Raw genomic sequence first — 25,427 nt, 5'->3', positions numbered from 1 at the left:
ATAAATATTATTTTATTTTGCCAAATGATTTTGCAAATGACTTTAAATATGGATCCATATGAGAAAGTGCAGAATAATATGCCTCACAAAGTTGATTATGTGCTTTACCAAATCCTTGAATTGTACGATGTTTTGGACATCCTCCGTGACATGCAAAGCGAAACTTACAGATTTTACACTGTTCGGAAAGAAAAGATTTCGCTGCGCCAAAATTCTTTTGTTTAGTATTATTATTAAGGAGCTGTATTAGAGGGGTTTCAATAAGATTTCCGAGTTTATATTCAGGATAAACATAATGATCGCAACTATAAATATCGCCATTTTGTTCAATAACCAATTGATCACCGCAGGTTTCACGAAAAATACATAAATCAGGTTGTAATCCAAGATAGGCCATAAACCATTGTTCAATAAATTGAATACCAATTTTGCCGACATCATTGGCATACCATTCATCAAAAATATTAATTAAAAATTGACCGTAGTCTTTTGCTGTAGCTTGTTGTTTGTAATCGCCCATTAGTGGAATAAATTGCATATAAGATGAACCTATTCTTTTCAAGAAATGGTAGATTTCTTTAGCATATTGAACATTAAGATTATGTACTACAGTTAGCGTATTAAAAGAAACTTGGTAATTATAGAGTAAATCGAGAGCATTCATTACTTGTTGAAATGAGCCTTTGCCATTTTTAGTTAAACGATAGGTATCGTGTAAGTGCTTAGGCCCATCTATAGAAAGTCCTACAAGGAAGTGATGATCGTGAAGAAAACGGCACCAATCGGCATTAAGTAATACCCCATTCGTTTGTAGAGAATTCTCAATTTGTTTGCCATTAGCATATTTATGCTGAAAATTGACCGCTCTTTTGTAGAAATCAAGACCTGCTATGGTTGGCTCGCCGCCTTGCCATAGGAAAGTAACTTGTTGTTGAGGCGTTGTTTCAATATAGGATTTGATATAGGCTTCTAATACTTCATTAGTCATAGCCCGTTGATTTAAGTGAGGTTTTTCCAAGTAAAAGCAATATTGACAATCTAAATTACAAATTGAACTAGTAGGTTTTGCCATTAATTGAAATGAATTCATATCTATGTATCCTCCTTATTCTTTTTATCATAGCAGAATAATTTTAACTGTATATGATAGCGATCATAAGTTGCGCATATGCTCTTACGTCAAAATGAAGTATGATTAAATGAATTTTTAAATAGGATCTAAGATGGCGTTTAGTACAATTTTTATCTTACTGATTTGCGGTATTTGTACCAATATGGTTTCTGCTATTTTTGGTATTGGCGGTGGGGTATTGATGGTGCCAATTTTACGTACGTTATTTCCCGAATTGCCGATTCAAGTTATTTCAGCTACGTCACTCACCATTGTGATGTGTACCGCATTGATTAATTTATTATTTTTCCATAAGCAAAAAATTAAAATTGATTATATCAATATGATTTTATGGTCTATTGCTATGGTAATTGGGGTGCAAATTGGTTTTGAATTAAGTTTTTATTTTTCTACAGCGATAATTAGTTTAATTTTTACGGTTAGTTTGAGTGCACTAGCAATTAAAACATTTTTGAACAGATCGAGAATACAAATAGAAGTGTTTAATATGTCTCCTATAGAACGAGCTAAAGGTAGTATTAGTTTTTGTGGAGGAGGCTTAATTGCGGGTATTACAGGTATTGGAGGCGGTTCTATTCTTGCGCCCCTTGTCGGGCAACTAAAGGGGGTAAAAACGCAACAAATTGCCGTTTATACGAACTATATGATGATTATTGGCGGTATTGGTAATCTATACGGCTATCTCACTAGAGCTTTTCCCTATGATATCAGCCTAAGTGGTCAATTAGGGTATGTAAATTTTCTTGTAGTTGGTGTCGTTACCTTGGGTTCATTTGGAATGAGTTTCTTCTCAATGAAATTGCGTGGATTAATGAATCCAGTTTTAACAAGAAAATTATTGGCGATTATTTTATTTTGTATTGCAGCCTATATGTGCATTTTGGAATTTGTATTCCATTAAATCGAATAAACTAGACCTAGTTATTCTAGGCCTATTCACCAATTAGTGTTTTCGCAATCTCTCTTGCTTGTGCATCAATTTCGAGTACATCATCAATATTTTGAATGGTATAAGGCGAAATTTTCTCAATTGTTTTCAAATTAATTTTTGCAATATCCATAAAACTAATTTGACGATCTAAAAATGCTTGTACGGCAATTTCATTAGCTGCATTCATTGCTGTTGTCGCATATTGACCCGCAGCAAAGGCATCAATAGCCAGTTTTAAATTTGGATAGCGATTAAAATCAGGTTCAATAAATGTCAGTTCTTTGATTTTAAAGAAATCGAGTGGTTCTACTCCAGCAAAAGTGCGGTGAGGATATGCCATAGTTTCTGCAATTGGTGTACGCATATCTGGATTTCCCATTTGAGCTATGACTGAGCCATCAACATAACGCACCATAGAATGAATAATCGATTGTGGATGAATAATGACTTCCATTTCTTCCGCACTTGCGTTGAAAAGCCAGCGAGCCTCAATGTATTCCAAGCCCTTATTCATCATTGTAGCTGAATCGACAGAAATTTTTTTACCCATAGACCAATTAGGGTGCGCAACTGCTTGTTCTGGTGTTATGTTGGTGAATTGTTCAAGTGGCGTGTAACGGAATGGTCCGCCAGAACCAGTGAGTATAATTTTACTTACACCTAATTCAGAAAGTGGGCAAAAACCAATTTTTTCTTGTGCTTCTGGCGGTAACGATTGAAAAATAGCATTATGTTCACTATCTACTGGTAAAAGCTTCGCGCTATAGTTTTTTACAGCATCAATAAAAAGCTGTCCGCAGGTTACCAGTGATTCTTTATTTGCCAGTAATACCCGTTTACCTGCTTTAACCGCTGAAAGAGTCGGTAACAATCCTGCTGCACCAACAATCGACGCCATTATCTGATCGGCATCTGGGTGTGCTGCGAGTTCGCAAATAGCTCGTCGTCCTGCTAATACTTTCGTTGGAATATGATGCGCAATTAATTTTTCACGTAAAATTTTAGCCGCATTTACATCATCAAGAGCCGCAAAGTGCGGTCGGAATTTGATACATTGTTCAAACATTGTTTCTACATTTTTTCCGCCGACGAGTGCAAATGCATGATATTTTTCAGGATTATTTTCAATAACAGAAAGGGTACTCTTACCGATTGATCCTGTTGAACCAAGAATGACAATGTTTTGTTTTTGCATAGAATCTTTACCGCACTTTGTTGATTATATTTTCATTGGTACGTCTAAATTTGCATACCTAATAAAATAAAGGCAGACAAAACTGTCTGCCTTTCGCATTTTTTATGATTAGAAATCCATTAATTCTTTTTCTTTATCCGCTAATACTTCATCTACTTTTTTAATGTAAATATCTGTGATTTTTTGGATTTCTTCTTCTGCTTTATGTTGTTCGTTTTCGCTGATTTCTTTGTCTTTTAATAATGCTTTGATTTTATCATTCGCATCACGACGTACGTTGCGAATCGCAACTTTACCTTGTTCACCTTCGCCTTTTACGATCTTGATTAAATCGCGACGACGTTCTTCTGTTAATGGCGGAAGCGGAACACGGATTGTAGTACCCGCTGAAGATGGGTTTAAACCTAAATCTGAGGTTAAAATGGCTTTTTCTACCGCAGAGATTAAAGAACGATCAAAAACAGTTACAGCTAATGTACGCGCATCTTCTGCCACTACGTTTGCTAATTGGCGAAGTGGCGTTGCTGCACCGTAATATTCAACTTGAATTGCATCAAGTAAACTCGGTTGCGCACGACCAGTACGAATTTTTGAAATATGACCTTTTAATGCTTCAAGGCTTTTTTCCATACGATCTTGAGCATCTTTTTTAATTTGGTTAAGCATTGCATTGTCCTTTTTAATTGATGAAAGTTAGAACGCCGTGATTTTACTGGATTTTTTTAAATTTTTGAATACATTTATCAGCTTGAAAACAGATAAAAAATGACCGCACTTCAGTTACCCAAAGTGCGGTTAATATTTTTAGTATTTTTAATTAAGCTTTAGGACCAGCTGCAATTAAGGCTTTGCCTTCTTCGTTAGTTGCATATTTAACAAAGTTTTTCACAAAACGACCTGCTAAGTCTTCAGCTTTTGATTGCCATTGTGCTTTATCTGCGTAAGTATCGCGAGGATCTAAGATTGCAGAATCTACACCTGGTAATGCTTTAGGAATGGCTAAGTTGAAGATTGGTAATTCGCCCATTTCAGCTTTTTCAATTGAGCCATCTAAGATTGCATCAATGATTCCGCGAGTATCTTTGATTGAGATACGTTTGCCTGTACCATTCCAACCAGTATTTACTAAGTAAGCTTCAGCACCCACTGCTTGCATACGTTTTACTAACACTTCAGCATATTGAGTTGGGTGAAGGGTTAAGAACGCAGCACCGAAACATGCTGAGAAAGTTGGAGTTGGTTCAGTAATACCACGTTCAGTCCCTGCTAATTTTGCTGTGAAACCAGATAAGAAGTAGTATTTAGTTTGTTCTGGTGTCAATTTAGATACTGGTGGTAATACGCCAAATGCATCTGCTGTTAAGAAAATAACTTTAGTTGCGTGACCTGCACGAGAAACTGGTTTTACAATGTTATCAATGTGATAAATTGGGTAAGACACGCGAGTATTTTCTGTTTTTGAACCATCATCGAAATCAACAGAACCATCTGAACGAACAACCACGTTTTCTAATAATGCGTCGCGACGGATAGCGCGGTAAATATCTGGTTCATTTTCTTCTGAAAGGTGAATGGTTTTCGCATAGCAACCACCTTCAAAGTTAAAGATGCCAACATCATCCCAACCGTGTTCATCATCTCCGATTAATTCACGTTTTGGATCCGTTGAAAGGGTTGTTTTACCTGTGCCAGATAAGCCGAAGAAGATTGCTACATCGCCATCTTTACCAACGTTAGCTGAGCAGTGCATTGCACCAACACCTTTAAGTGGTAGGAAGTAGTTCATGATTGAGAACATACCTTTTTTCATTTCGCCGCCGTACCAAGTACCGCCGATTAATTGGATACGCTCAGTTAAGTTGAATGCAACAAAGTTTTCTGAATTTAAACCCTGTTCTTTCCAGTTTGGATTAGTGACTTTAGAACCGTTCATTACAACGAAATCTGGTTCAAAATTTTTGAGTTGTTCTTCAGTTGGGCGAATAAACATATTTTTTACAAAATGTGCTTGCCACGCTACCTCAGTGACAATACGCACTGCAATACGGTCATGTTCACTCGCACCACAGAAACCATCAACTACAAATAAGCGTTTACGAGAAAGTTGGTTGGTTACCAAGTCTTTTAAGCTTTGCCAAGTAGCTTGGTTCATTGGCTTGTTGTCGTTTTTTGCTACTTCAGATGTCCACCAAACAGTATCTTTGGTTTTTTCATCTAACACGATATATTTATCTTTTGGGGAACGACCTGTGAAGATACCTGTATCTACTGCCACTGCACCAGTCGTAGTTAAAGTACCTTTTTCAAAGCCTTCTAAACCTGGTTTAGTTTCTTCTTCAAACAATTGCTCGTAGCTTGGATTGTAAACAACTTCTTTTACGTCATAAATGCCAAGAGCTTCAAGTTCTTTTACCACTTTATTTAAGTCTGTCATAAGTCACCTCTAATATGTAAGATTAAAATTTAACTGTGGTTTATTCTAATGGATATCAATATAAAAAAATGTTAAGTAGATCTCATTTTTGAACATTTCTTTAAAAATTTTACCTCTTTTTAGTGATGTTGTAATATAGATCAAAAATCCCGACATTGTGTCGGGATTGTTTTTAAAGTCTTGTTGATTTTAATTTTTCAATCGCTTCTTTATTAAAGAAGTAGTGTGTGCCACAACATTCACATTGCATATCAATACTGCCTTTATGTTCGGCTAATATTTCGTCAATTTCTTCATCAGAGATAAGCAGTAATGCAGAACTAGAACGCTCAGCAGAGCAGCCACAGAAAAATTGTACATCTTGTGCTGGATAAAGATTGACGGTTTCTTCGTGATATAAACGATAGAGTAACTCTTCTGCAGGGAGACCAAATAATTCTTCATCTTTTACTGTTGCTGCGAGCGTAGTTAAATGCTCAAAATCTTCTGGTGTACCAGAACCATCAGGCATAATTTGTAATAACATACCTGCTGCCACTGGCTTGCCTTCATATTCTCCAGTACGAATAATTAATTGAGTTTGAAGCTGTTCTGAGCGTACAAAATAATCTTCTAAGCATTCCGTGATCGTGGGTTTATCCAAGCTAATTACACCTTGATAGCGTTCGCCTTCTTTTGGTGCAATAGTAATGACCAATACGCCTTTACCAATCATATTATGCAGACTCATATTTTCAGTGATGTTGCCATCCACTCGAGCAAGGGCGCGGATTTGTTGTTGATCATTACCATTTACTAATGCTAAGCGTAATGAGCCATCGCCTTGAATTTGTACGGTAATATTGCCGTCAAATTTTAGTGTGGCAGCGAGTAAATTAGTCGCTACCATCATTTCTCCCAATAAATCCTGTACTGCTTTAGGATACTGATGGGTATTTAATGTATCAGTAAATGTTTTATTTAAGCGAACCCATTCTCCACGAACCGCACGATGTTGGAAAAGATAACGGTAAAGTTTGTCATTGTCTTGAGTATAGTCTTGTTGATTGGTCATTGATTATTCCTAATTGAAATAAAAAGTGCGGTGGTTTTTTCCGCACTTTTTGTCTTTGTCATTTTATTTAAGTGTTTTTGCTTATAACGGGCGGCATTTAGATGCTTGTAGGAGCCAATTTGATCTCTAAATTATAATATCAATTAAGCAAATCTTATTTTGGCTTCTGCAATAGCCTCAGCAACACGTAATGGCGATACACCACCTTTTGCACAACGTTTGTCTAAGCAAGATTGGAGAGAAAGAATCTCGTAAACATCATCTCCCACTACTTCACTAAATTGGCGGAATTCAGGGATAGTAAGATCTTCTAATCCTTTGCCTTTCTCGATTGCATAAACTACCGTTTCGCCCACGATATGATGGGAATCTCGGAAAGGTACGCCCTTAGAGACTAAATAATCCGCTAATTCAGTTGCGTTTGAATAGCCTTTTAACGCAGCTTCACGAGTACGTTCAACATTTACTTTCAATTCATCTAATACGAACGTTGCCATATCCACACAGTTTTGCCAAGTATCTAAGGCATCAAAAATACCCTCTTTGTCTTCTTGCATATCTTTATTATACGCAAGTGGCAAGCCTTTTAAGGTAACTAGCATGCCTGTTAATGAGCCAATCACTCTACCTGCTTTGCCCCGAATTAACTCACATGCATCAGGATTTTTCTTTTGTGGCATTAATGATGAGCCAGAAGTCACGCGATCGGATAGTTCTACGAAATTTGCCTCTCCGCTGTTAAAAATAATCATATCTTCAGCAAAGCGAGAAAGGTGCGCCATACTGAGGGAGGCGATAGAAAGTAATTCTACGATATGATCGCGGTCAGAGACGCTATCTAAGCTATTTCTAGTCGCGAAAGCAAAACCAAGATCGTGCGCAAGTGAATCACGATCTACAGCATAAGCCGTACCAGCCAAGGCACCACTACCAAGTGGGCAGGTATTCATACGATTATACGCATCTGTTAAACGTGAATAGTCGCGGTCGAACATTTCCACATACGCCATACACCAATGAGCAAAAGTGATTGGTTGAGCTCGTTGTAAATGGGTATAGCCCGGCATTACTGCTTGTTGTGTGTTTTCTGCGGTTTGAACTAAGTGGCGTTGTAAATTACGTACAGATTCTTGTAATTCAACCACACGTTGTTTGCACCATAGTTTTATATCGACTGCCACTTGATCGTTACGGCTACGACCAGTATGTAATTTTTTACCAAGGTTGCCTACTTTATCAATTAGCTTACTCTCAACCCAACTATGAATATCTTCAGCATCATCTTGTAAAATTGCTTGCGGATTTGACCGCACTTCAACAAGTAATTTATTTAGTGCTTGCTCAAGTTGATGCTGTTCTTCAACAGTTAATACATTCACTTTTACTAAGGCTTTGGACCAACCAATTGAGCCTTGAATATCCTGTTCTGCCAAACGATAGTCAAACCGTAATGAATCATTAAAATCTTTAAAACGTTTATCTGCGGCTTGTGTAAAACGCCCACCCCAAAGTGCCATAATTTTCCCTTTTTGTTTTAATTAATTATTCTATTATTGTGCATATTTATTCATAAAGCAATATTCTATATTAATAATAAAACAAAAATGGACAAAATCTTTCATTTTGTCCATTTTATTTGTATTAGTGCTATTTATAGCGTTTTTGCCAAATTTTTGATAAAGGTTTTGAATTCTTTACCTAATTTTTCGTGACGAATACCGTATTCTACGAAAGCTTCCATATAACCAATTTTATCGCCACAATCAAAAGTTTCCCCTGTCATATGAAATGCTTCAACGGTTTCTTTTTCAATTAGCATATCAATAGCATCGGTTAATTGGATTTCATCGCCAACACCAATTGGTGTTTTTTCTAACAAATCCCAAATTGCTGCTGAAAAAACATAACGCCCAACCACAGCAAGATTTGATGGTGCGTCTTCAATAGAAGGTTTTTCAACAATACTATTAATTTTTGCACTTTCGCCGCCATTAAGCTCAATGCCACCACAATCTGCAACACCATAGCTACTCACATTTTCTTGCGGAACTGGGGTTACCATAATTTGGCTTGCACCAGTTTCATTAAAGCGTTTAATCATTGCAGCAAGATTTTCTTTTTTCTGATCTGCACTGAAATCTGCTAACAATACGTCAGGTAACACAACGGCAAATGACTCATTGCCTACAAGTGGGCGACCGCATAACACGGCGTGACCTAAACCTTTCGCATTACCTTGACGAACGTGCATAATGGTTACATTTTTTGGACAGATAGAACGAACTTCTTCTAGAAGCTGACGCTTCACACGTTTTTCCAGCATCGTTTCTAATTCAAAAGATGTATCAAAATGGTTTTCGATAGCATTTTTTGATGAATGTGTTACCAGCACAATTTCTTTTATGCCAGCAGCTACACATTCATTTACCACATATTGAATTAACGGTTTATCCACCAAAGTGAGCATTTCCTTCGGAATCGCCTTCGTGGCGGGCAACATGCGTGTGCCAAGACCGGCGACAGGAATAATTGCTTTCATATCATCATATCCATTGTTTAACTAAGAGGAACCTAAATAGGGTTCATCTTTCGTTTGTTTAATTCGTTGGTAAATTTCTTCTCGGTGAACGGATACTTCTTTAGGCGCTTCAACACCGAGTTTAACTTGGTTTCCACGTACACTCAAAACCGTGATAGAAATATCATCTCCAATAAGTACACTTTCGCCAACTTTACGAGTTAAGATTAACATCTTTTATCTCCTTAGTTTGCATTTATTAGATATCCTATCAATCAAGGAACGGTTGGCATTCCACCAACCAGCTTGTACTACAGATTTTTGTTTAACCAGTCTTGTGCCACTTTAATTGCTTGTGCCACATTTTCTGGTTGGGAACCTCCTGCCATTGCCATATCTGGACGACCACCGCCTTTTCCTCCAACTTGTTGAGCCATTAAATTAACAAGTTCTCCAGCTTTTATTTTGGCGGTTAAATCATTTGTCACTCCAACGACGAGATTAACTTTTTCATCTAATATTGATGCAAATGCAATTACGCCTGATCCGAGTTGATTTTTTAAATCATCGACCATTACGCGTAATGATTTTGTTTCTATACCATCTAATTGTTGTGCAATAACAGAAACACCGTTGATTTTGACCGCACTTTTTACAAAATCAGAACCAGCCTGCATTGCGGCTTTTTCTTTTAGAGTTTGTAATTCTTTTTCCACTTTCTTCGTTTTGTCTTGAAGTTGTTGGATTTTTTCCACTAAGGTATTTACGTCTGATTTTAATAAGTCTGCGCTTTGGGTCAGAATGCGTTGTTGATTATGTAACCAGTCAATGGCATTTTGACCTGTTACAGCTTCAATACGACGAATGCCTGCAGCCACTGCGTTTTCAGTAATAATTTTAAATAAACCAATATCGCCTGTGCGTTTTGCGTGAATACCGCCACACAGCTCAATTGAGAAATCGCCCATCGTTAATACACGAACCTTATCGCCATATTTTTCGCCAAAGAGAGCCATTGCTCCTTTCGCTTTTGCGGAATCAATATCCATAATATCCGTTTGAACTGGAAAGTTAGCGCGGATTTTTTGGTTTACTAATGTTTCAATTTCACTCAATTGCTCTTTGGTAATGGCTTCTGGTTGCGCAAAGTCAAAACGTAAGGCTTTATCTGAAACAAGCGAACCTTTTTGCACAACGTGTAAACCTAGAATTTGACGTAAGGCAGCGTGCAATAAGTGTGTCGCTGAGTGATTGAGTGATGTGTTGTGGCGACGTTTAGCATCCACAATCGCATTCACCGATTGTCCAACTTTTAAACTTCCTTGCGTTAATTCCCCAATGTGTCCAAATACTTGCCCATATTTTTGGGTATCTTTCACATTAAAGGTTACACCTTGAGCGCTTAAATATCCGCTATCGCCAATCTGACCACCTGATTCTGCATAAAATGGCGTATTTTCTAAAATAACGACCGCACTTTGACCTGCTTCGATACTTTCCACTGATTTACCATCATAGAAAAGTGCGGTAATTTTTGCCTGAGATTCTACTTCAGTATAGCCTTCAAACTTAGTTTCGCCATCTACACGAATAACGCTGTTGTAGTCCACACCAAACTGGCTCGCTGCTTGAGCACGAGTACGTTGTGCTTCCATTTCACGGTCAAACGCTTGTTCATCAATAGTAATGTTACGCTCACGGCATACATCAGCCGTTAAATCCAATGGGAAACCATAAGTATCATAAAGTTTGAATGCAACTTCACCTGAAAGAATGCCATCTTTCACTTGAGAAAGGGCTTCATCTAATAAGCTCAACCCACGTTCTAGAGTGCGAGCAAATTGTTCTTCTTCTAGACGTAATAGTTTTTCAACATTTGTTTGTTTTGCTTTTACATCTTTTCCAGCTTCAGCCATTACATCAATTAGAGTTGGCACGAGTTTATAGAAAAAGGATTCTTTGGCACCTAATAGGTGACCGTGACGAACTGCGCGGCGAATAATACGACGTAAGACATAACCACGCCCTTCATTTGATGGGATAACGCCATCGGCAATTAAATATGCACAAGAACGAATATGGTCAGCAATAACACGTAGTGATTTGTTAGTTAAATCTGTTGCGCCTACAATTTCCGCCGTTTTTGCGATTAATGTTTTGAAAATATCAATCTCGTAGTTTGAGTTCACATGTTGCAACACAGCAGAAATACGCTCTAAACCCATACCTGTATCAACAGACGGACGAGGTAATTTTTCCATTGTGCCATCGGCTAAACGGTTGAACTGCATAAACACAACGTTCCAGATTTCAATATAACGGTCGCCATCTTCTTCTGGTGAGCCTGGAGGTCCGCCCCAAATATGATCGCCGTGATCGTAGAAAATTTCAGTACAAGGACCGCAAGGACCAGTGTCGCCCATTGCCCAGAAGTTGTCTGATGCGTAAGGTGCGCCTTTATTGTCACCAATGCGAATAATGCGTTCAGCAGGAACACCAACATCTTTATTCCAGATATTATAGGCTTCGTCGTCGGTTTCATACACGGTTACCCAGAGTTTTTCTTTAGGTAAACCAAGCCATTGTGGAGAAGTTAAATATTCCCAAGCAAAATTAATCGCATCCTGTTTAAAGTAATCGCCAAAACTGAAGTTTCCGAGCATTTCAAAGAAAGTATGATGACGTGCGGTATAACCAACATTTTCTAAGTCGTTATGTTTACCACCAGCACGCACGCAACGTTGCGCTGTGGTCGCTCTAGAATAAGGGCGTTTATCCATTCCAAGGAATACATCCTTAAATTGGTTCATCCCAGCATTCGTAAAAAGCAAAGTCGGATCATTTTCCGGCACAAGTGAGCTACTCTCAACTACTTGGTGACCTTTGCTATGGAAAAAATCAAGGAACGATTGTCTTATTTCTGCTGTTGTTTTCATTAAAAAGAATCCTTGTTACCCATAATAAAATAAAAACTAAATCGCCTTATTTTTGCATATTTTTGAAATTTATAAAAAGGCTTTTTGCCAAAACGCCAAAATAAAACCGCACTTCACGACGCTATTTGAGAAGTGCGGTTAAAATTTAAGTTATTTCAGATTATTCAAAAAACAATTTCTTGTTAATTATTCATCTCTAAGCGGAACAACCAACATATCAATTTTTATCGTATTCATCACTTGACGTGTTGAAGACATTAACTTACTCCAAAAATCCTGATGATGTCCCGTCACTAATAAATCCACATCATATTGTTCGATGGCATCACTTAAAACTTGTCCTAAATCGCCGCTGCCACTCAATTTTTCTGAAATTGGATAATCCGCACTTTCAGCTAAATCTAATAAGGCTTTTTGTGTTTCTGTGGAAATCCTGTCTTGCATTGAAGACATATTTACATCAATCAATCCAGTATAAAGATCCGAGAAGTTCACATCAACGTGGATGATAGAAAGTTTTGCGTCGTGGCGTTTGGCAATTCCAACTGCTTTTTTAAGTAAAACTAGACTTTCTTCAGAAAGATCTACTGCCACTAAAATGTGTTTGTACATAATCGACTCCTTAACTGATTGGTTCGGTTTTTAACTGGTTCTAATGCTAACATTTTGAGCAATAAAAAACTGTGTACTAGATCACAATTTAAACATTTTTATTAAAAATTCATTAAATTTTCAATATCTGCAATTTCTTTAGGGGCCGCTGCAGTTAGGATTTTATTACCGTATTCAGTCATGAGTAAATTGTCCTCAATGCGCACACCAATGCCTTTGTATTGCTCTGGCACATCAGCATCTTCTGAAATATAAATACCTGGCTCAACGGTAATTACCATACCGATTTCGAGTATCCGTTGCTTATCTTGTCTATAACTGCCCACATCATGCACATCTAAACCGAGCGAGTGCCCTAATCCGTGCATATAAAATTGTCGATAAGCTTGTTGTTCAATAAGTGTATCCACATCTCCTTTCAAGATACCTAAATCCACTAATCCTTGGGTTTTAATACGAATAACTTCATCATTGGCTTGCTTAATGGAATTGCCCGGTATAAGTAACTCAATCGCCCGTTTTTGTGCTTTTAAAACTAACTCGTAAATTTCACGTTGAGGCTGACTAAATTTTCCATTTACAGGAAAAGTGCGGGTGATATCGCCTGCATACATGGCAAATTCACAGCCAGCGTCAATCAGCACTAAATCCCCATCATTTAGTGGGCGATCATTTTCTGTGTAGTGCAAAATACAGGCGTTACTTCCCCCTGCAACAATGGAATTGTAAGAAGGAAATCTGGCACAATGGCGATTAAATTCATACAAAATTTCACTTTCAATTTCATATTCAAAGCGATTTGGGCGTGTTGTTTGCATCGCTTTAATATGCCCAAGTGCCGTAATTTGTCCCGCTTGTTGTATTAAGCGGATTTCATTCGGCGATTTTATAAGGCGCATTTCGCTGAGCATTGGTCGCCAATCTAAAATCTCGCTAAAATTCACCGCACTTTCTGACACCAATGTATCACCCCAAGTATGAATTTCTGGCACATGGTAAAGTGCGGTCAAATTTTTCAGTATTTTTGGCAGTACGGTAGCGAATTCTTCAATAGAATAGGCTTCATTTACATTAAGTTGCTGTGGCGCACGCTCAACACCTAATCGGCGACCATTCCACGTTTCAAGTAACGGATCGCGTGGACGAAGAAAAATAATGGCTTTTTCTACTTGTTCTGTTTTCAGTAATAACAGTGCTGCATTCGGTTCATTAAAGCCTGTTAAATACCAAAAATAGCTATCTTGACGGAAAGGATAGGTACAATCATTATTACGGCGTTTTTCGATTTCAGAAAAAAGCAATAATGCCGAATTAGGTTGCATTTGAGTGAATACTCGTGTGCGACGTTCCCAGAATTCTTCTTTAGGCAATTCAGCCATATAAGCCAATTTCATCCTAGATCTCCTTAATGTAATACAGGTTTGCTCTCAATTTCTCCTTCGTTGAAATGAGAATAGAACAACATTGCAATGGTGCGAACATATTCAATGATTTCCTCTAGTGCTTCCGCGAGTTCTTCTTCGTTATCGTCTTCATCGTAACCAAGTTGGCAAATATCTTGTAAATCATCTACCGCTTCGCCAATTTCGCCTTTTTCTTTTGATAATTCAGGTTGTGCTAAGCCAAGACCAAGTAAGAATTGGTTTGCCCAATCGGATAAGCTATCTGCTTGTGCAAAGACATTTTCATCTTCGGTTAAACCAAGTTCAAAGGTAAATCCTTCAACATCTGATAAGGTTTGACTAATTTTTTCATAAAGTTCTGTAACGGGTTGAACTAATGCGGTTGGGTAAGCGTGATTATCATTGCTGAATTGATATAAGAGCGGTAGCCAACTTTGATCTTTTAAGCCACCGCAAAGTAAACCACTTAAAAAACCGTGTAGTTCTGTTGCATTAAAGCCGATTCCAGCAGATTTAAGTTGTTGGTTAAGGTCGGAATAAGAAATAAGCATAATAGATTTCCTGAGTAAATTTGAAATTAGTGTAAACCTTTGTAAATAAAAAAGCCATTGCTTGACCAATTAAATTAGATTAAGGGGCTGGTGGTGTATTACCGCTTTTAACGCTAGAAATGAACCTAATTTATAGATTTTGTAATGACATTTTTATTATAGATAATGGCTTATTTAAATTTAAACTCCGTCCAATGATAATATTGCTCGCTTTCTTTTTGAATTCCGCCGTAATTTTGCCATTCAGGATGATTTGGTGTGTCGGGTAAGCATTGGGTTTCTAATGCTATGCCAGAAAAATCGGCATATAATTCGCCATTTCTCGTTGGTGTACCTGCAAGATAATTACCCGTATAAACCTGCAATGCAGCTTGCGAGGTTCTTACTTCTAAACTTAAATCGCCAGCTGGAGAAGTCAGTAACACACAAGGCTTTTGCCAAGCTTTATTGACAATAAAAGAATGGTCGTAACCTTTTGTTGCTTGCTGATCCCCTTGTAAAAAATTTTGTTTGATGGGTTTAGCAATACGGAAGTCAAAACTTGTATTCACTACATGCTTTAATGGAGAATTAGGAATCCCCTCATTATCTACAGGTAGATAAAAATCAGCATTTAAACGTAATGTATGTTCACGCACGTCACTGCCTTGTGCTGCATTTTCTAAATTGAAATAGGCATGATTCGTTAAGTTCAATGCAGTATCCTTATCACAGATCCCAGCATATTCAATTTTTACGCTATTATCATTTGTTAGCGTATAGGTTACAGACACATCCACATTACCAGGAAAACCCTGATCGCCATCCACTGAATGTAATGAAAAACACACAAAATTCTTACCGCACTCTTGAATTTTCCAACGGCGTTTATCAAAGCCCTCTCCACCATGAAGCTGGTGTTTACCTTGATTATTACTTAATTTAATAAGTTCGCCATTCAATTCAAATTGAGCATCTGCAATTCGGTTTGCATAACGCCCTACGCTTGCGCCTAAATAGCTTTGATGAGTGGGATAATCTTCCACTTTACATCCCAATAAAATCTCGCGTAATGTGCCATTTACTGGCACTTTACAAGAAAGCCAAGTTGCACCCCAATCCATAAATTGAACACGCATTCTATTTTCATTTTGCAGGGTTATAAGCTGATAAGGTGCACCATCAGGCGCATTAAAAGTGGTTTGTTCTAACATCATTTTCTCTTAAATCACTCGAACACCTTGTGATGCGGTACACACATAAAAAGTTTCTTTTAAACCAGTCGTTTTCTCGTAATTATCCGCAATAATTTTACGAATTGCATCGACTTTATCATGCGGCGCAAGTGCGACAATACAGCCACCAAAACCGCCGCCCGTCATACGTGCACCGCCACTTTTGCCAATAACAAGTTGAGCCAATTCAACTAAATAATCAATTTGTGGCACGGTGATTTCAAAATCATCACGCATTGAGTTGTGAGATGCTTCCATTAGTTTACCTAAAAGAGTCAAATCATTGTTCTTCAATGCTTCTACAGCATCAAGTACTCGCTGGTTTTCTGTTACGACATGACGAGCGCGTTTTACCACTAACGGAGAAAGTGCGGTCAATTCCGCTTCTCTTTTTCGGAATTGTTCAACTGAAACATCACGTAATGCTTTTACTCCAAAAAATTTTGCCGCCTCTTCACATTGATGACGGCGAGTATTGTATTCGCCTGTTACTAAATCGTGTGGTACATTTGAGTTCACAATAATAACGGCGACATCTTGTGGCACGGGTGTTGGAGTGGTTTCAAGACTACGACAATCAATCATCAGCAAGTGATTTTCCTGCCCAAGTGCGGAAATTAACTGATCCATATTGCCACAATTTGCCCCAACAAATAGGTTTTCAGCCTTTTGCCCATTCAATGCAATATCCGTGTGAGAAAGCGGTAAATCGCCAAGTTGTTGGCAGAATTTACCCACCGCAACCTCTAACGCAGCAGAAGAACTTAATCCTGAAGAAAGAGGTACATTTCCAGAAATCACTAAATTTGCACCTTGTTGAAAGTGCGGGTAACGTTCTTGGATAAATTTTACCACCCCACGCACATAATTAGCCCATTTGTGTTCACTCTTAGGAATTTCAACATTGAGAGAAAATTCATCAGTTTCATCAAGATCCGCCGCATAAACATTCCAAATATGATCATCTCGTTTTGTACCAGAAACGGCCGTACCAAAATTAATCGCACAAGGCATAACAAATCCGTCGTTGTAGTCTGTATGTTCGCCGATGATATTTACTCGGCCTGGCGCATAGACGGTAATTTCTGGCAAATTTTTATGCTGTCTATTGAAAATTTGTTGAGCATGTTGGATTGGGGTCATATTTCTATCCTTTATATTAAATCTATACTCGATCTGCACCACTCTTTGCTAAAGCTAAAGAGGGGAACTGACTATATTATTTAGTTCTTTCTTTATAATGAACTTCACTCAAGGCTCGTAATCGATCTGCAGCCTGTTCCGCCGTTAAATCGCGTTGGTTTTCGCCTAACATTTCATATCCCACCATAAATTTACGCACAGTTGCTGAGCGTAAAAGAGGAGGGTAAAAATGAGCATGTAACTGCCAATGTTCGTTATCTTCGCCATTAAATGGTGCCGCATGAAATCCCATTGAATATGGGAAAGAGGTTTCAAAGAGATTATCGTATTTGGTCGTCAATTTTTTCAAAATAACCGCAAGATCTTTTGATTGTTCGTCACTTAATTCAGTTAAACGTTTTACGTGAGTTTTTGGCAAAAGCAATGTTTCAAATGGCCAAACAGCCCAATAAGGCACTAAAGCTACCCAATATTCAGTTTCAACCACAATACGTTCTTTTAACTCTAGTTCTCGTTTTACATAATCAACTAACATTACTGAACTATGTTTTAATAAATAATCACGTTGTGTACGATCTTCACGAGCAACTTCATTTGGCAAGAAACTATTCGCCCAAATTTGACCATGCGGATGTGGGTTAGAACACCCCATTGCCGCCCCTTTATTTTCAAAAATTTGCACCCATTGGTATTTCGCACCAAGCTCACGAAGTTGTTCTTGCCATACTTTAATCACATCTTCAATCTCAAGTGCGGTCAATAATGGCAATGTTTTACTATGATCTGGAGAGAAACAAATAACTCGACTTTCGCCACGAGCTTGAGAACTTCGGAAAAGAGGATCTGAGGATTTCTCAGGGGCTGGCGTATCTTCTAAAAGCGCGGAAAAATCATTTTTAAACACATAAGGTTTACGATAATCTGGATTTAATTCCCCTGTAATACGCTTATTGTTTGGGCAAAGATAACAAGTTGGATCATAACTTGGTTTTTGTTCTTCATTCACTTTTTCTTGTTGTCCTTGCCACGGGCGTTTTGCACGATGTGGCGAAACTAAAACCCATTGATCGATTAACGGATTGTAGCGACGATGTGGATGTTCTGTAGGTTCAAAAAGTGCGGTCATTTTGACTCCTGTTTTTATCAATGTAAGCGATTACATTAATTTATACTAAATTATTGTGAATAAACCGTGATCTTTGTCACAAAATAAGAAAATAAGCAAAAAATTTTATGATTTAGTTCATACTTATGAAAGTAACCGCTTTCAATTTATCGTAAATTATTTATGATCAAAATATAAGATTTATAGATTATAACAAGGGAAAAGTTATGAGTACTATTCGAGATGTCGCTAAATTAGCCAATGTATCTGTCGCTACCGTATCCCGAGTATTAAATCACTCTCTTTCTGTTAGTGAAAATACACGCCTTGCGGTGGAACAAGCTATTGCACAGTTAGCTTATCAACCTAATGCAAATGCTCAAGCCCTTGCTGTGCAAAACACGGATACAATTGGAGTGGTAGTGACCGATGTGACGGATGCCTTTTTTGCGATTTTAGTGAAAGCGGTGGACAAAGTAGCAGAATCACATCAAAAAACGATTTTAATTGGCATTGGTTATCATCACGCAGAAAAAGAGCGAGAGGCGATCAATACCTTATTACGTAAGCGTTGCAGTTCTCTTGTTGTACATTCTAAAGCCTTATCTGATGATGAATTAAGCCATTATTTAAATACTGTGCCAGGAATGGTAATCATTAACCGTGTTATTAAAGGTTATGAACATCGTTGTGTCAGTTTAGATAACCAAAAAGGCACTTATTTAGCCACGGAAATGCTTATTCGTTATGGGCATCAACATATTGCATATATCGGTTCAAATCACGCCATTTTTGATGAAGTTGAAAGAAGAAATGGTTATCTTGCCGCATTAAAAGATCACAATTATCCCATCATTGAACAGGCGATAACACTCAATAGCCCAGACTTTGAAGGCGGCGAAAAAGCAATGATTGATTTACTTAGTTATAACAAAAATCTTACGGCTGTCGTTGCTTATAACGATTCAATGGCGGCGGGAGCCATTTCAGTTCTCAATGAAAACAATATCAGCGTACCAAGCCAATTTTCAATTATTGGTTTTGATGATATGCCGATTGCCCGTTATTTGATCCCAAAACTAACCACAATTCGCTATCCTATTGATTTAATGGCAACTTATGCGGCTAAATTAGCATTAAGTCTAACTGACGAGAAAATAATTACACCTCCAGTAGTTCAATTTAACCCTACTTTGGTACGCCGTTTTTCGGTGGAATCGCGCTAATTTGTGACATGGATCACAAATTCATAATTTTTTATGTAATCATTTTCATTTTTGCAAATTTGCTCATAGATTAATTACGATAATTTATTTATGATGTGCACAACCTTATCTATCCACATCAACCTTCCAAATAGGAGTGTTATTATGAAAAAAACAGCCGTGTTAAGTACCGTCGCTTTCGCTATTGCATTAGGTTCAGCATCTGCAAGTTTTGCTGCAGATAATCGTATTGGGGTAACGATTTATAAATATGATGATAACTTTATGTCTTTAATGCGCAAAGAAATCGATAAAGAAGCTAAAGCAGTCGGTGGCATTAAACTCTTAATGAATGACTCTCAAAATGCACAATCTATTCAAAATGACCAAGTTGATATCTTACTCTCTAAAGGCGTGAAAGCTCTCGCGATTAACTTGGTGGACCCAGCGGCAGCTCCAACTATTATTGGCAAGGCAAAATCAGATAATATTCCTGTCGTATTCTTTAACAAAGACCCTGGTGCAAAAGCTATCGGTTCTTATGAACAGGCTTACTATGTAGGTACTGATCCAAAAGAATCAGGTTTAATTCAAGGGGATTTAATTGCAAAACAATGGAAAGCGAATCCAGCTCTTGACTTAAATAAAGATGGCAAAATCCAATTTGTATTATTAAAAGGCGAACCTGGTCATCCAGATGCGGAAGTGCGTACAAAATATGTTGTAGAAGAACTTAATGCGAAAGGTATCCAAACTGAACAATTATTTATTGATACTGGTATGTGGGATGCTGCAATGGCGAAAGATAAAGTAGATGCTTGGTTATCTAGCTCTAAAGCGAACGACATTGAAGTCATTATTTCTAACAACGATGGTATGGCATTAGGTGCGTTAGAAGCAACAAAAGCACACGGTAAAAAATTACCTATCTTTGGTGTGGATGCGTTACCAGAAGCATTACAATTGATTGGTAAAGGCGAACTTGCGGGTACAGTATTAAACGATAGTGTAAACCAAGGTAAAGCAGTTGTTCAATTATCTAACAATTTAGCACAAGGTAAATCTGCAACTGAAGGCACAAAATGGGAATTAAAAGACCGTGTTGTACGCATTCCTTATGTTGGTGTGGATAAAGATAACTTAGGTGACTTCTTAAAATAATTTTCCATCAATTTTTGTTGTAATCTAAGGGGAAGTGGATCTTCCCCTTTTTAAAGAGGTTGGATATGACAGCTCAAACTCAATGTCAAGACAGCCAAGTGCTGCTCACAATGACCAATGTCTGCAAGTCCTTTCCAGGCGTAAAAGCTTTAGATAACGCAAACTTAACGGTTCGATCACATTCTGTTCATGCCTTAATGGGTGAGAATGGCGCGGGCAAATCTACATTACTAAAATGTTTATTCGGTATTTATGCCAAAGATGAAGGCGAAATTCTTTTCTTAGGCGAACCCGTCAATTTCAAAACATCTAAAGAAGCCCTTGAAAATGGTATTTCAATGGTGCACCAAGAACTCAATCTCGTGCGCCAAACTAGCGTAATGGATAATTTATGGCTTGGACGCTATCCACTTAAAGGTCCTTTTGTTGATCACGCCAAAATGTACCGTGATACTAAAGCGATTTTTGATGAATTGGATATTGATGTAGATCCGAAAGAAAAAGTCGCCAAACTTTCAGTTTCTCAAATGCAGATGATCGAAATTGCGAAGGCGTTCTCGTATAACGCTAAAATCGTAATCATGGATGAACCAACATCCTCGCTTTCTGAAAAAGAAGTTGAGCATCTGTTTAAAATTATCGACAAATTAAAACAACGCGGTTGCGGCATTATTTATATTTCTCACAAAATGGATGAAATCTTCAAAATCTGTGATGAAATTACTATTTTACGCGACGGTAAATGGATCAACACGGTAAACGTGAAAGAATCCACAATGGAACAAATTGTTGGAATGATGGTAGGGCGTGAATTAACACAGCGTTTCCCTGAAAAAACCAACGTGCCAAAAGAAGTTATTTTGCAGGTGGAAAATCTTACCGCTAAAAATCAACCATCCATTCAAGACGTATCTTTTGAATTACGCAAAGGTGAAATTCTCGGTATTGCAGGGCTTGTGGGGGCTAAACGTACCGATATCGTTGAAGCTATTTTTGGCGTACGTGAATTAATCGAAGGAACGATTAAGTTACACGGAAAAACTGTGAAAAATCATACCGCACTTGAAGCGATTAATAATGGCTTTGCATTGGTTACTGAAGAGCGTCGTTCAACGGGGATTTATTCTAATTTAAGCATTGAGTTTAATTCATTGATTTCAAATATGAAATCTTATCTCACTCCGTGGAAATTACTTAGCACGAAGAAGATGAAAAGTGATACCCAGTGGGTAATTGATTCAATGAATGTTAAAACACCATCACACAGAACTACAATTGGTTCTCTTTCTGGTGGTAACCAACAAAAAGTCATTATTGGTCGTTGGCTTTTAACTCAACCTGAAATTTTGATGCTAGATGAGCCGACTCGTGGTATCGATATTGGGGCAAAATTTGAAATTTACCAACTTATTCAAGAACTCGCTAAAAAAGATAAAGGCATTATTATGATTTCATCAGAAATGCCAGAATTACTGGGTGTGACTGATCGCATTTTAGTAATGAGTAACGGTAAATTAGCAGGTATCGTTGAAAGCGCAAAAACATCGCAAGAAGAAATTTTGCAACTCGCGGCAAAATATTTATAAACATAAGGAATGAATTATGAGTGCCTTAGAAAAAAACAAATCCTTTGATCTCTTAAAACAAAATGCGATTTATTTTGTGTTATTGATTTTGCTCGGCATCATCATTGCACAAGATCCGACATTTTTAAATTTAGTCAATTTCAGTAACATCTTAACCCAATCTTCTGTACGTTTAATTATTGCTTTAGGGGTTGCGGGTTTATTGATTACACAAGGGACTGACTTATCTGCAGGTCGTCAAGTTGGTTTGTCTGCAGTTATCTCTGCAACAATGTTGCAATCAATGGAAAATATTAACCGCGTGTTCCCTGAAATGGGACAAATACCAATTCCAGTGGTTATTCTCGCAGTTTGTGCTATCGGTGCAGTAATTGGTTTAGTGAATGGTTTAGTTATCGCTTACTTAAATGTAACTCCATTCATCGCAACCATGGGTACAATGATCATCATATATGGTTTCAACTCACTATACTATGATGCTGTAGGTGGTTCTCCAATCGCAGGTTTTAGTGAAAATTTCTCAACATTTGCTCAAGGATTCTTCCGAGTCGGCAGCTTTAAACTCTCTTACATCACGATTTATGCAGCTATTGCAGCATTATTAGTATGGATTATGTGGAACAAAACTCGTTTCGGTAAAAACGTATTTGCTATTGGGGGTAACCCAGAAGCAGCTAAAGTTTCAGGCGTGAATGTTGCTCGTAACTTAGTTGCAATCTATATGATTGCAGGTATGTTCTATGCCTTTGGTGGTATGCTTGAAGCGGGTCGTATCGGTTCTGCAACTAACAACTTAGGTTTTATGTATGAATTAGATGCTATCGCCGCTTGCGTAGTGGGTGGCGTATCTTTTGCTGGTGGGGTAGGTACAGTAATTGGTGTTATCACTGGGGTTATTATCTTTACTGTTATCAACTACGGTTTAACTTACATCGGTGTAAACCCTTACTGGCAATACATCATTAAAGGTAGCATTATCATTCTAGCGGTAGCCATTGACTCGTTAAAATATGCGAAGAAAAAATAAAGCTGACGCAATCTTAATAAAATGAATGAAAAGTGGGCAAATTTGTCCACTTTTGTTTTATCTATTCAATTCTGAATTAAGGATATTTATGCAATAATCGGCAAACCCTGTATAATTGCGCCACCATTTTCATAGAGAGAAAAAAATGCTAATTAACTTTACACAAGTATTGCAAGACAGTTGGAATTTCTTCCGTAATCAGAAAAAAATTATGCTGCAATTTGTCGCAATTTTATTTATTGTGCAAAGCGCGAGTGCACTTTTAAGTTTTTCAGTTAATGATGAAAATAAAAATGATGTATTAAATCTCGCCAATACAGATATCACAAGTTTTATATTTTCAGTTGCAATCACTCAAATTTTAACGAGCTTTATTGCAGCTTGGGGATTAACCTCAATCCATAAAATTAGCCTACAAAATTATCGCACTTTAGGTGAAACCTTCTCACTTACCTTGCGCCGTTTTGCAGGCGTAATTGTGTTAGATCTATTAATGGTTGCACCAATGTTACTTGGTCTTGGTGAAGCCTTTGCTGCATTACTCACAAAAAAATCGCCCTCTATTATGTCACTTATCGCGATGCTTGTTGGCGTTTGGTTCTTTGTCCGTTTAAATTTAACGGTAGTACATTATCTTTCTACTCAAGAGGCACTTTCGCAAACTATCCGAAAAATTTGGATGCGAGGAAATACTCGAAAAGGCGTATTGTTTATTTACACCCTACTGGTTTATTTTTTCGTGCCAATTCTTATTTTCCAATTAAGCGCATTTTCCAATAATGCTATATTTGATATGGTAATAGGCATTTTCACCGCATTACTTAATATTTTCATGCTAGTAGTGACTTATCGTTTCTACAGCTTATTTATGAAGGATTAATCAATATGAAACAACTCCTTGACTTTATCCCTTTAATTTTATTTTTTATCACTTACAAACTCGGTGGTGTACGTGAAGCAGCCATCGTATTAGTGGTTGCAACAATTTTGCAGATCGTGATTTTAAAATGGAAATACGGAATAGTTGAAAAACAACAAAAAATTATGGCAAGTGCGGTCGTTTTTTTTGGACTTTTAACCGCTTACTTTAATGAAATCCGCTATTTGCAATGGAAAGTGACAATTATCAATGGCTTATTTGCTATTGTTTTGCTCGTCGCACAATTTCAATTTAAAACCCCATTAATCAAAAAGTTACTTGGTAAAGAGCTACAATTGCCCGAAAAGGCTTGGAATACATTGAATTTTGGTTGGGCAATATTCTTTATTATTTGTATGTTGGTAAATATTTATATCAGCCATAATATGTCGGAAGAGGCTTGGGTTGATTTCAAATCTTTCGGAATTATTGGTATGACAGTGATTGCAACCATTATTTCGGGAGTTTATATTTATCGTTATTTGCCTAAAGATGGCTCAAATTCAAAAGACGGAGAGAAATAATGTCTGCCAATTTTACTGATAAAAATGGTCGCCAATCAAAAGGAGTTCTTTTACTACGAACTTTGGCGATGCCTTCTGACACCAATGCTAACGGAGATATTTTTGGTGGCTGGATTATGTCTCAAATGGATATGGGCGGCGCGATTTTAGCGAAAGAAATCGCACACGGACGCGTGGTTACTGTTGCCGTTGAAAGTATGAATTTTATCAAACCAATCTCTGTGGGCGATGTTGTTTGTTGCTACGGTCAATGTCTCAAAGTTGGGCGTTCTTCCATTAAAATTAAAGTAGAAGTATGGGTAAAAAAAGTGGCGAGTGAGCCAATTGGCGAACGTTATTGTGTCACCGATGCGGTATTTACTTTTGTTGCAGTTGATAATAATGGTCGCTCTCGCACGATTCCCCGTGAAAATAACCAAGAGTTAGAAAAAGCATTAGCCTTAATTTCAGAACAACCCTTGTAAATGAAAGGAAATCATTATGTACTATGTTATTTTTGCCCAAGATATTCCCAATACGTTAGAAAAGCGTCTTGCCGTACGCGAGCAACACTTGGCTCGTTTAAAACAACTTCAAGCGGAAAATCGCTTACTGACAGCAGGCCCAAATCCTGCAATTGATGATGAAAATCCGAGTGAAGCTGGTTTTACAGGTTCAACCGTTATTGCTCAATTTGAAAATCTACAAGCGGCAAAAGACTGGGCAGCAGAAGATCCTTATGTAGAAGCTGGCGTATATGCGGATGTTATTGTAAAGCCGTTTAAAAAAGTCTTTTAA

24 protein-coding genes are annotated in these 25,427 nt (G+C 37.6%); 9 read left to right on the top strand and 15 right to left on the bottom strand.

Features of this window, described 5'->3' with window-relative positions; translation table 11 throughout:
* Positions 1 to 7: 7 nt before the first annotated feature.
* Complete coding sequence (locus K6J66_RS00975; protein ID WP_110442539.1) at positions 8 to 1,090, bottom strand: anaerobic sulfatase maturase; 1,083 nt, start codon at positions 1,088 to 1,090, stop codon at positions 8 to 10.
* 133 nt (positions 1,091 to 1,223) lie between these two features.
* Here K6J66_RS00975 and K6J66_RS00970 point away from each other — a divergent pair, with 133 nt between their 5' ends.
* The gene (locus K6J66_RS00970; RefSeq protein WP_005690397.1) at positions 1,224 to 2,033 is read left to right on the top strand and encodes a sulfite exporter TauE/SafE family protein; all 810 of its coding nucleotides are present in this window, start codon (positions 1,224 to 1,226) and stop codon (positions 2,031 to 2,033) included.
* A gap of 31 nt (positions 2,034 to 2,064) precedes the next feature.
* On the opposite strand, the gene ispC is transcribed toward K6J66_RS00970, so the two are convergent.
* The 14 genes from ispC to galT form a co-directional block, all read right to left on the bottom strand.
* Entirely contained in the window at positions 2,065 to 3,258 is a 1,194-nt protein-coding gene (ispC, locus tag K6J66_RS00965; protein ID WP_110442540.1) for a 1-deoxy-D-xylulose-5-phosphate reductoisomerase, read from the bottom strand.
* Between the two features lie 108 nt (positions 3,259 to 3,366).
* On the bottom strand, positions 3,367 to 3,924 hold the full coding sequence (gene frr / locus K6J66_RS00960; protein WP_005652401.1) for a ribosome recycling factor: 558 nt from the start codon (positions 3,922 to 3,924) through the stop codon (positions 3,367 to 3,369).
* A 151-nt stretch (positions 3,925 to 4,075) separates the two neighbouring features.
* Positions 4,076 to 5,692: a phosphoenolpyruvate carboxykinase (ATP) gene (gene pckA / locus K6J66_RS00955; RefSeq protein WP_038440189.1), complete on the bottom strand. Its 1,617-nt coding sequence runs from the start codon at positions 5,690 to 5,692 to the stop codon at positions 4,076 to 4,078.
* A 172-nt stretch (positions 5,693 to 5,864) separates the two neighbouring features.
* Positions 5,865 to 6,746, bottom strand: coding sequence for an Hsp33 family molecular chaperone HslO (gene hslO, locus K6J66_RS00950; RefSeq protein WP_038440188.1), 882 nt, complete (start codon positions 6,744 to 6,746; stop codon positions 5,865 to 5,867).
* Positions 6,747 to 6,889: 143 nt separating this feature from the next.
* Positions 6,890 to 8,263, bottom strand: coding sequence for an argininosuccinate lyase (argH, locus tag K6J66_RS00945; protein WP_038440187.1), 1,374 nt, complete (start codon positions 8,261 to 8,263; stop codon positions 6,890 to 6,892).
* A gap of 134 nt (positions 8,264 to 8,397) precedes the next feature.
* A complete protein-coding gene (gene galU, locus K6J66_RS00940) occupies positions 8,398 to 9,285 on the bottom strand; it encodes a UTP--glucose-1-phosphate uridylyltransferase GalU (protein WP_005660128.1) in 888 nt (295 codons plus the stop codon).
* A 21-nt stretch (positions 9,286 to 9,306) separates the two neighbouring features.
* Positions 9,307 to 9,498, bottom strand: coding sequence for a carbon storage regulator CsrA (gene csrA, locus K6J66_RS00935; RefSeq protein WP_005632782.1), 192 nt, complete (start codon positions 9,496 to 9,498; stop codon positions 9,307 to 9,309).
* A gap of 77 nt (positions 9,499 to 9,575) precedes the next feature.
* On the bottom strand, positions 9,576 to 12,200 hold the full coding sequence (gene alaS / locus K6J66_RS00930) for an alanine--tRNA ligase (RefSeq protein ID WP_038440186.1): 2,625 nt from the start codon (positions 12,198 to 12,200) through the stop codon (positions 9,576 to 9,578).
* A 186-nt stretch (positions 12,201 to 12,386) separates the two neighbouring features.
* Positions 12,387 to 12,812: a universal stress protein UspA gene (gene uspA / locus K6J66_RS00925; RefSeq protein ID WP_048949966.1), complete on the bottom strand. Its 426-nt coding sequence runs from the start codon at positions 12,810 to 12,812 to the stop codon at positions 12,387 to 12,389.
* Between the two features lie 101 nt (positions 12,813 to 12,913).
* Positions 12,914 to 14,206, bottom strand: a complete 1,293-nt coding sequence (pepP, locus tag K6J66_RS00920) for a Xaa-Pro aminopeptidase (RefSeq protein ID WP_110442541.1) — start codon at positions 14,204 to 14,206, stop codon at positions 12,914 to 12,916.
* 11 nt (positions 14,207 to 14,217) lie between these two features.
* Positions 14,218 to 14,766 (bottom strand): YecA/YgfB family protein, encoded by a 549-nt coding sequence (locus tag K6J66_RS00915; protein ID WP_038440183.1) that lies wholly within the window; start codon positions 14,764 to 14,766, stop codon positions 14,218 to 14,220.
* 170 nt (positions 14,767 to 14,936) lie between these two features.
* Positions 14,937 to 15,959 carry a galactose-1-epimerase gene (gene galM / locus K6J66_RS00910; protein ID WP_038440182.1) on the bottom strand — a complete coding sequence of 341 codons (1,023 nt, stop codon included), beginning with the start codon at positions 15,957 to 15,959 and terminating at the stop codon, positions 14,937 to 14,939.
* A 9-nt stretch (positions 15,960 to 15,968) separates the two neighbouring features.
* Positions 15,969 to 17,123, bottom strand: a complete 1,155-nt coding sequence (gene galK, locus K6J66_RS00905; RefSeq protein ID WP_038440181.1) for a galactokinase — start codon at positions 17,121 to 17,123, stop codon at positions 15,969 to 15,971.
* Positions 17,124 to 17,199: 76 nt separating this feature from the next.
* Positions 17,200 to 18,249: a galactose-1-phosphate uridylyltransferase gene (gene galT / locus K6J66_RS00900; protein WP_038440180.1), complete on the bottom strand. Its 1,050-nt coding sequence runs from the start codon at positions 18,247 to 18,249 to the stop codon at positions 17,200 to 17,202.
* 206 nt (positions 18,250 to 18,455) lie between these two features.
* Between galT and K6J66_RS00895 the strand changes: the two genes are divergently transcribed.
* From K6J66_RS00895 to K6J66_RS00860, 8 genes are all read left to right on the top strand, one after another.
* Positions 18,456 to 19,454 carry a substrate-binding domain-containing protein gene (locus tag K6J66_RS00895; protein WP_038440179.1) on the top strand — a complete coding sequence of 333 codons (999 nt, stop codon included), beginning with the start codon at positions 18,456 to 18,458 and terminating at the stop codon, positions 19,452 to 19,454.
* 144 nt (positions 19,455 to 19,598) lie between these two features.
* Complete coding sequence (gene mglB / locus K6J66_RS00890; protein ID WP_038440178.1) at positions 19,599 to 20,594, top strand: galactose/glucose ABC transporter substrate-binding protein MglB; 996 nt, start codon at positions 19,599 to 19,601, stop codon at positions 20,592 to 20,594.
* A gap of 65 nt (positions 20,595 to 20,659) precedes the next feature.
* Positions 20,660 to 22,180 (top strand): galactose/methyl galactoside ABC transporter ATP-binding protein MglA, encoded by a 1,521-nt coding sequence (mglA, locus tag K6J66_RS00885; protein WP_005652432.1) that lies wholly within the window; start codon positions 20,660 to 20,662, stop codon positions 22,178 to 22,180.
* Positions 22,181 to 22,196: 16 nt separating this feature from the next.
* On the top strand, positions 22,197 to 23,207 hold the full coding sequence (gene mglC, locus K6J66_RS00880; RefSeq protein WP_005663072.1) for a galactose/methyl galactoside ABC transporter permease MglC: 1,011 nt from the start codon (positions 22,197 to 22,199) through the stop codon (positions 23,205 to 23,207).
* 145 nt (positions 23,208 to 23,352) lie between these two features.
* Positions 23,353 to 24,087 (top strand): hypothetical protein, encoded by a 735-nt coding sequence (locus tag K6J66_RS00875; RefSeq protein WP_005652437.1) that lies wholly within the window; start codon positions 23,353 to 23,355, stop codon positions 24,085 to 24,087.
* Between the two features lie 5 nt (positions 24,088 to 24,092).
* Positions 24,093 to 24,650 carry a septation protein A gene (locus K6J66_RS00870; RefSeq protein ID WP_005690438.1) on the top strand — a complete coding sequence of 186 codons (558 nt, stop codon included), beginning with the start codon at positions 24,093 to 24,095 and terminating at the stop codon, positions 24,648 to 24,650.
* Positions 24,650 to 25,114, top strand: coding sequence for an acyl-CoA thioester hydrolase YciA (yciA, locus tag K6J66_RS00865; protein ID WP_005655643.1), 465 nt, complete (start codon positions 24,650 to 24,652; stop codon positions 25,112 to 25,114). The genes K6J66_RS00870 and yciA overlap by 1 nt, the downstream gene beginning before the upstream one ends.
* A gap of 16 nt (positions 25,115 to 25,130) precedes the next feature.
* Positions 25,131 to 25,427: a YciI family protein gene (locus tag K6J66_RS00860; RefSeq protein ID WP_038440177.1), complete on the top strand. Its 297-nt coding sequence runs from the start codon at positions 25,131 to 25,133 to the stop codon at positions 25,425 to 25,427.

Origin of the sequence: Haemophilus influenzae (assembly GCF_019703545.1) — a bacterium.
In the GTDB taxonomy this organism is placed as follows: domain Bacteria; phylum Pseudomonadota; class Gammaproteobacteria; order Enterobacterales; family Pasteurellaceae; genus Haemophilus; species Haemophilus influenzae_E.
Note: the sequence above shows the minus strand (reverse complement) of the source record. Positions and strands in the feature narration are given on the sequence as shown.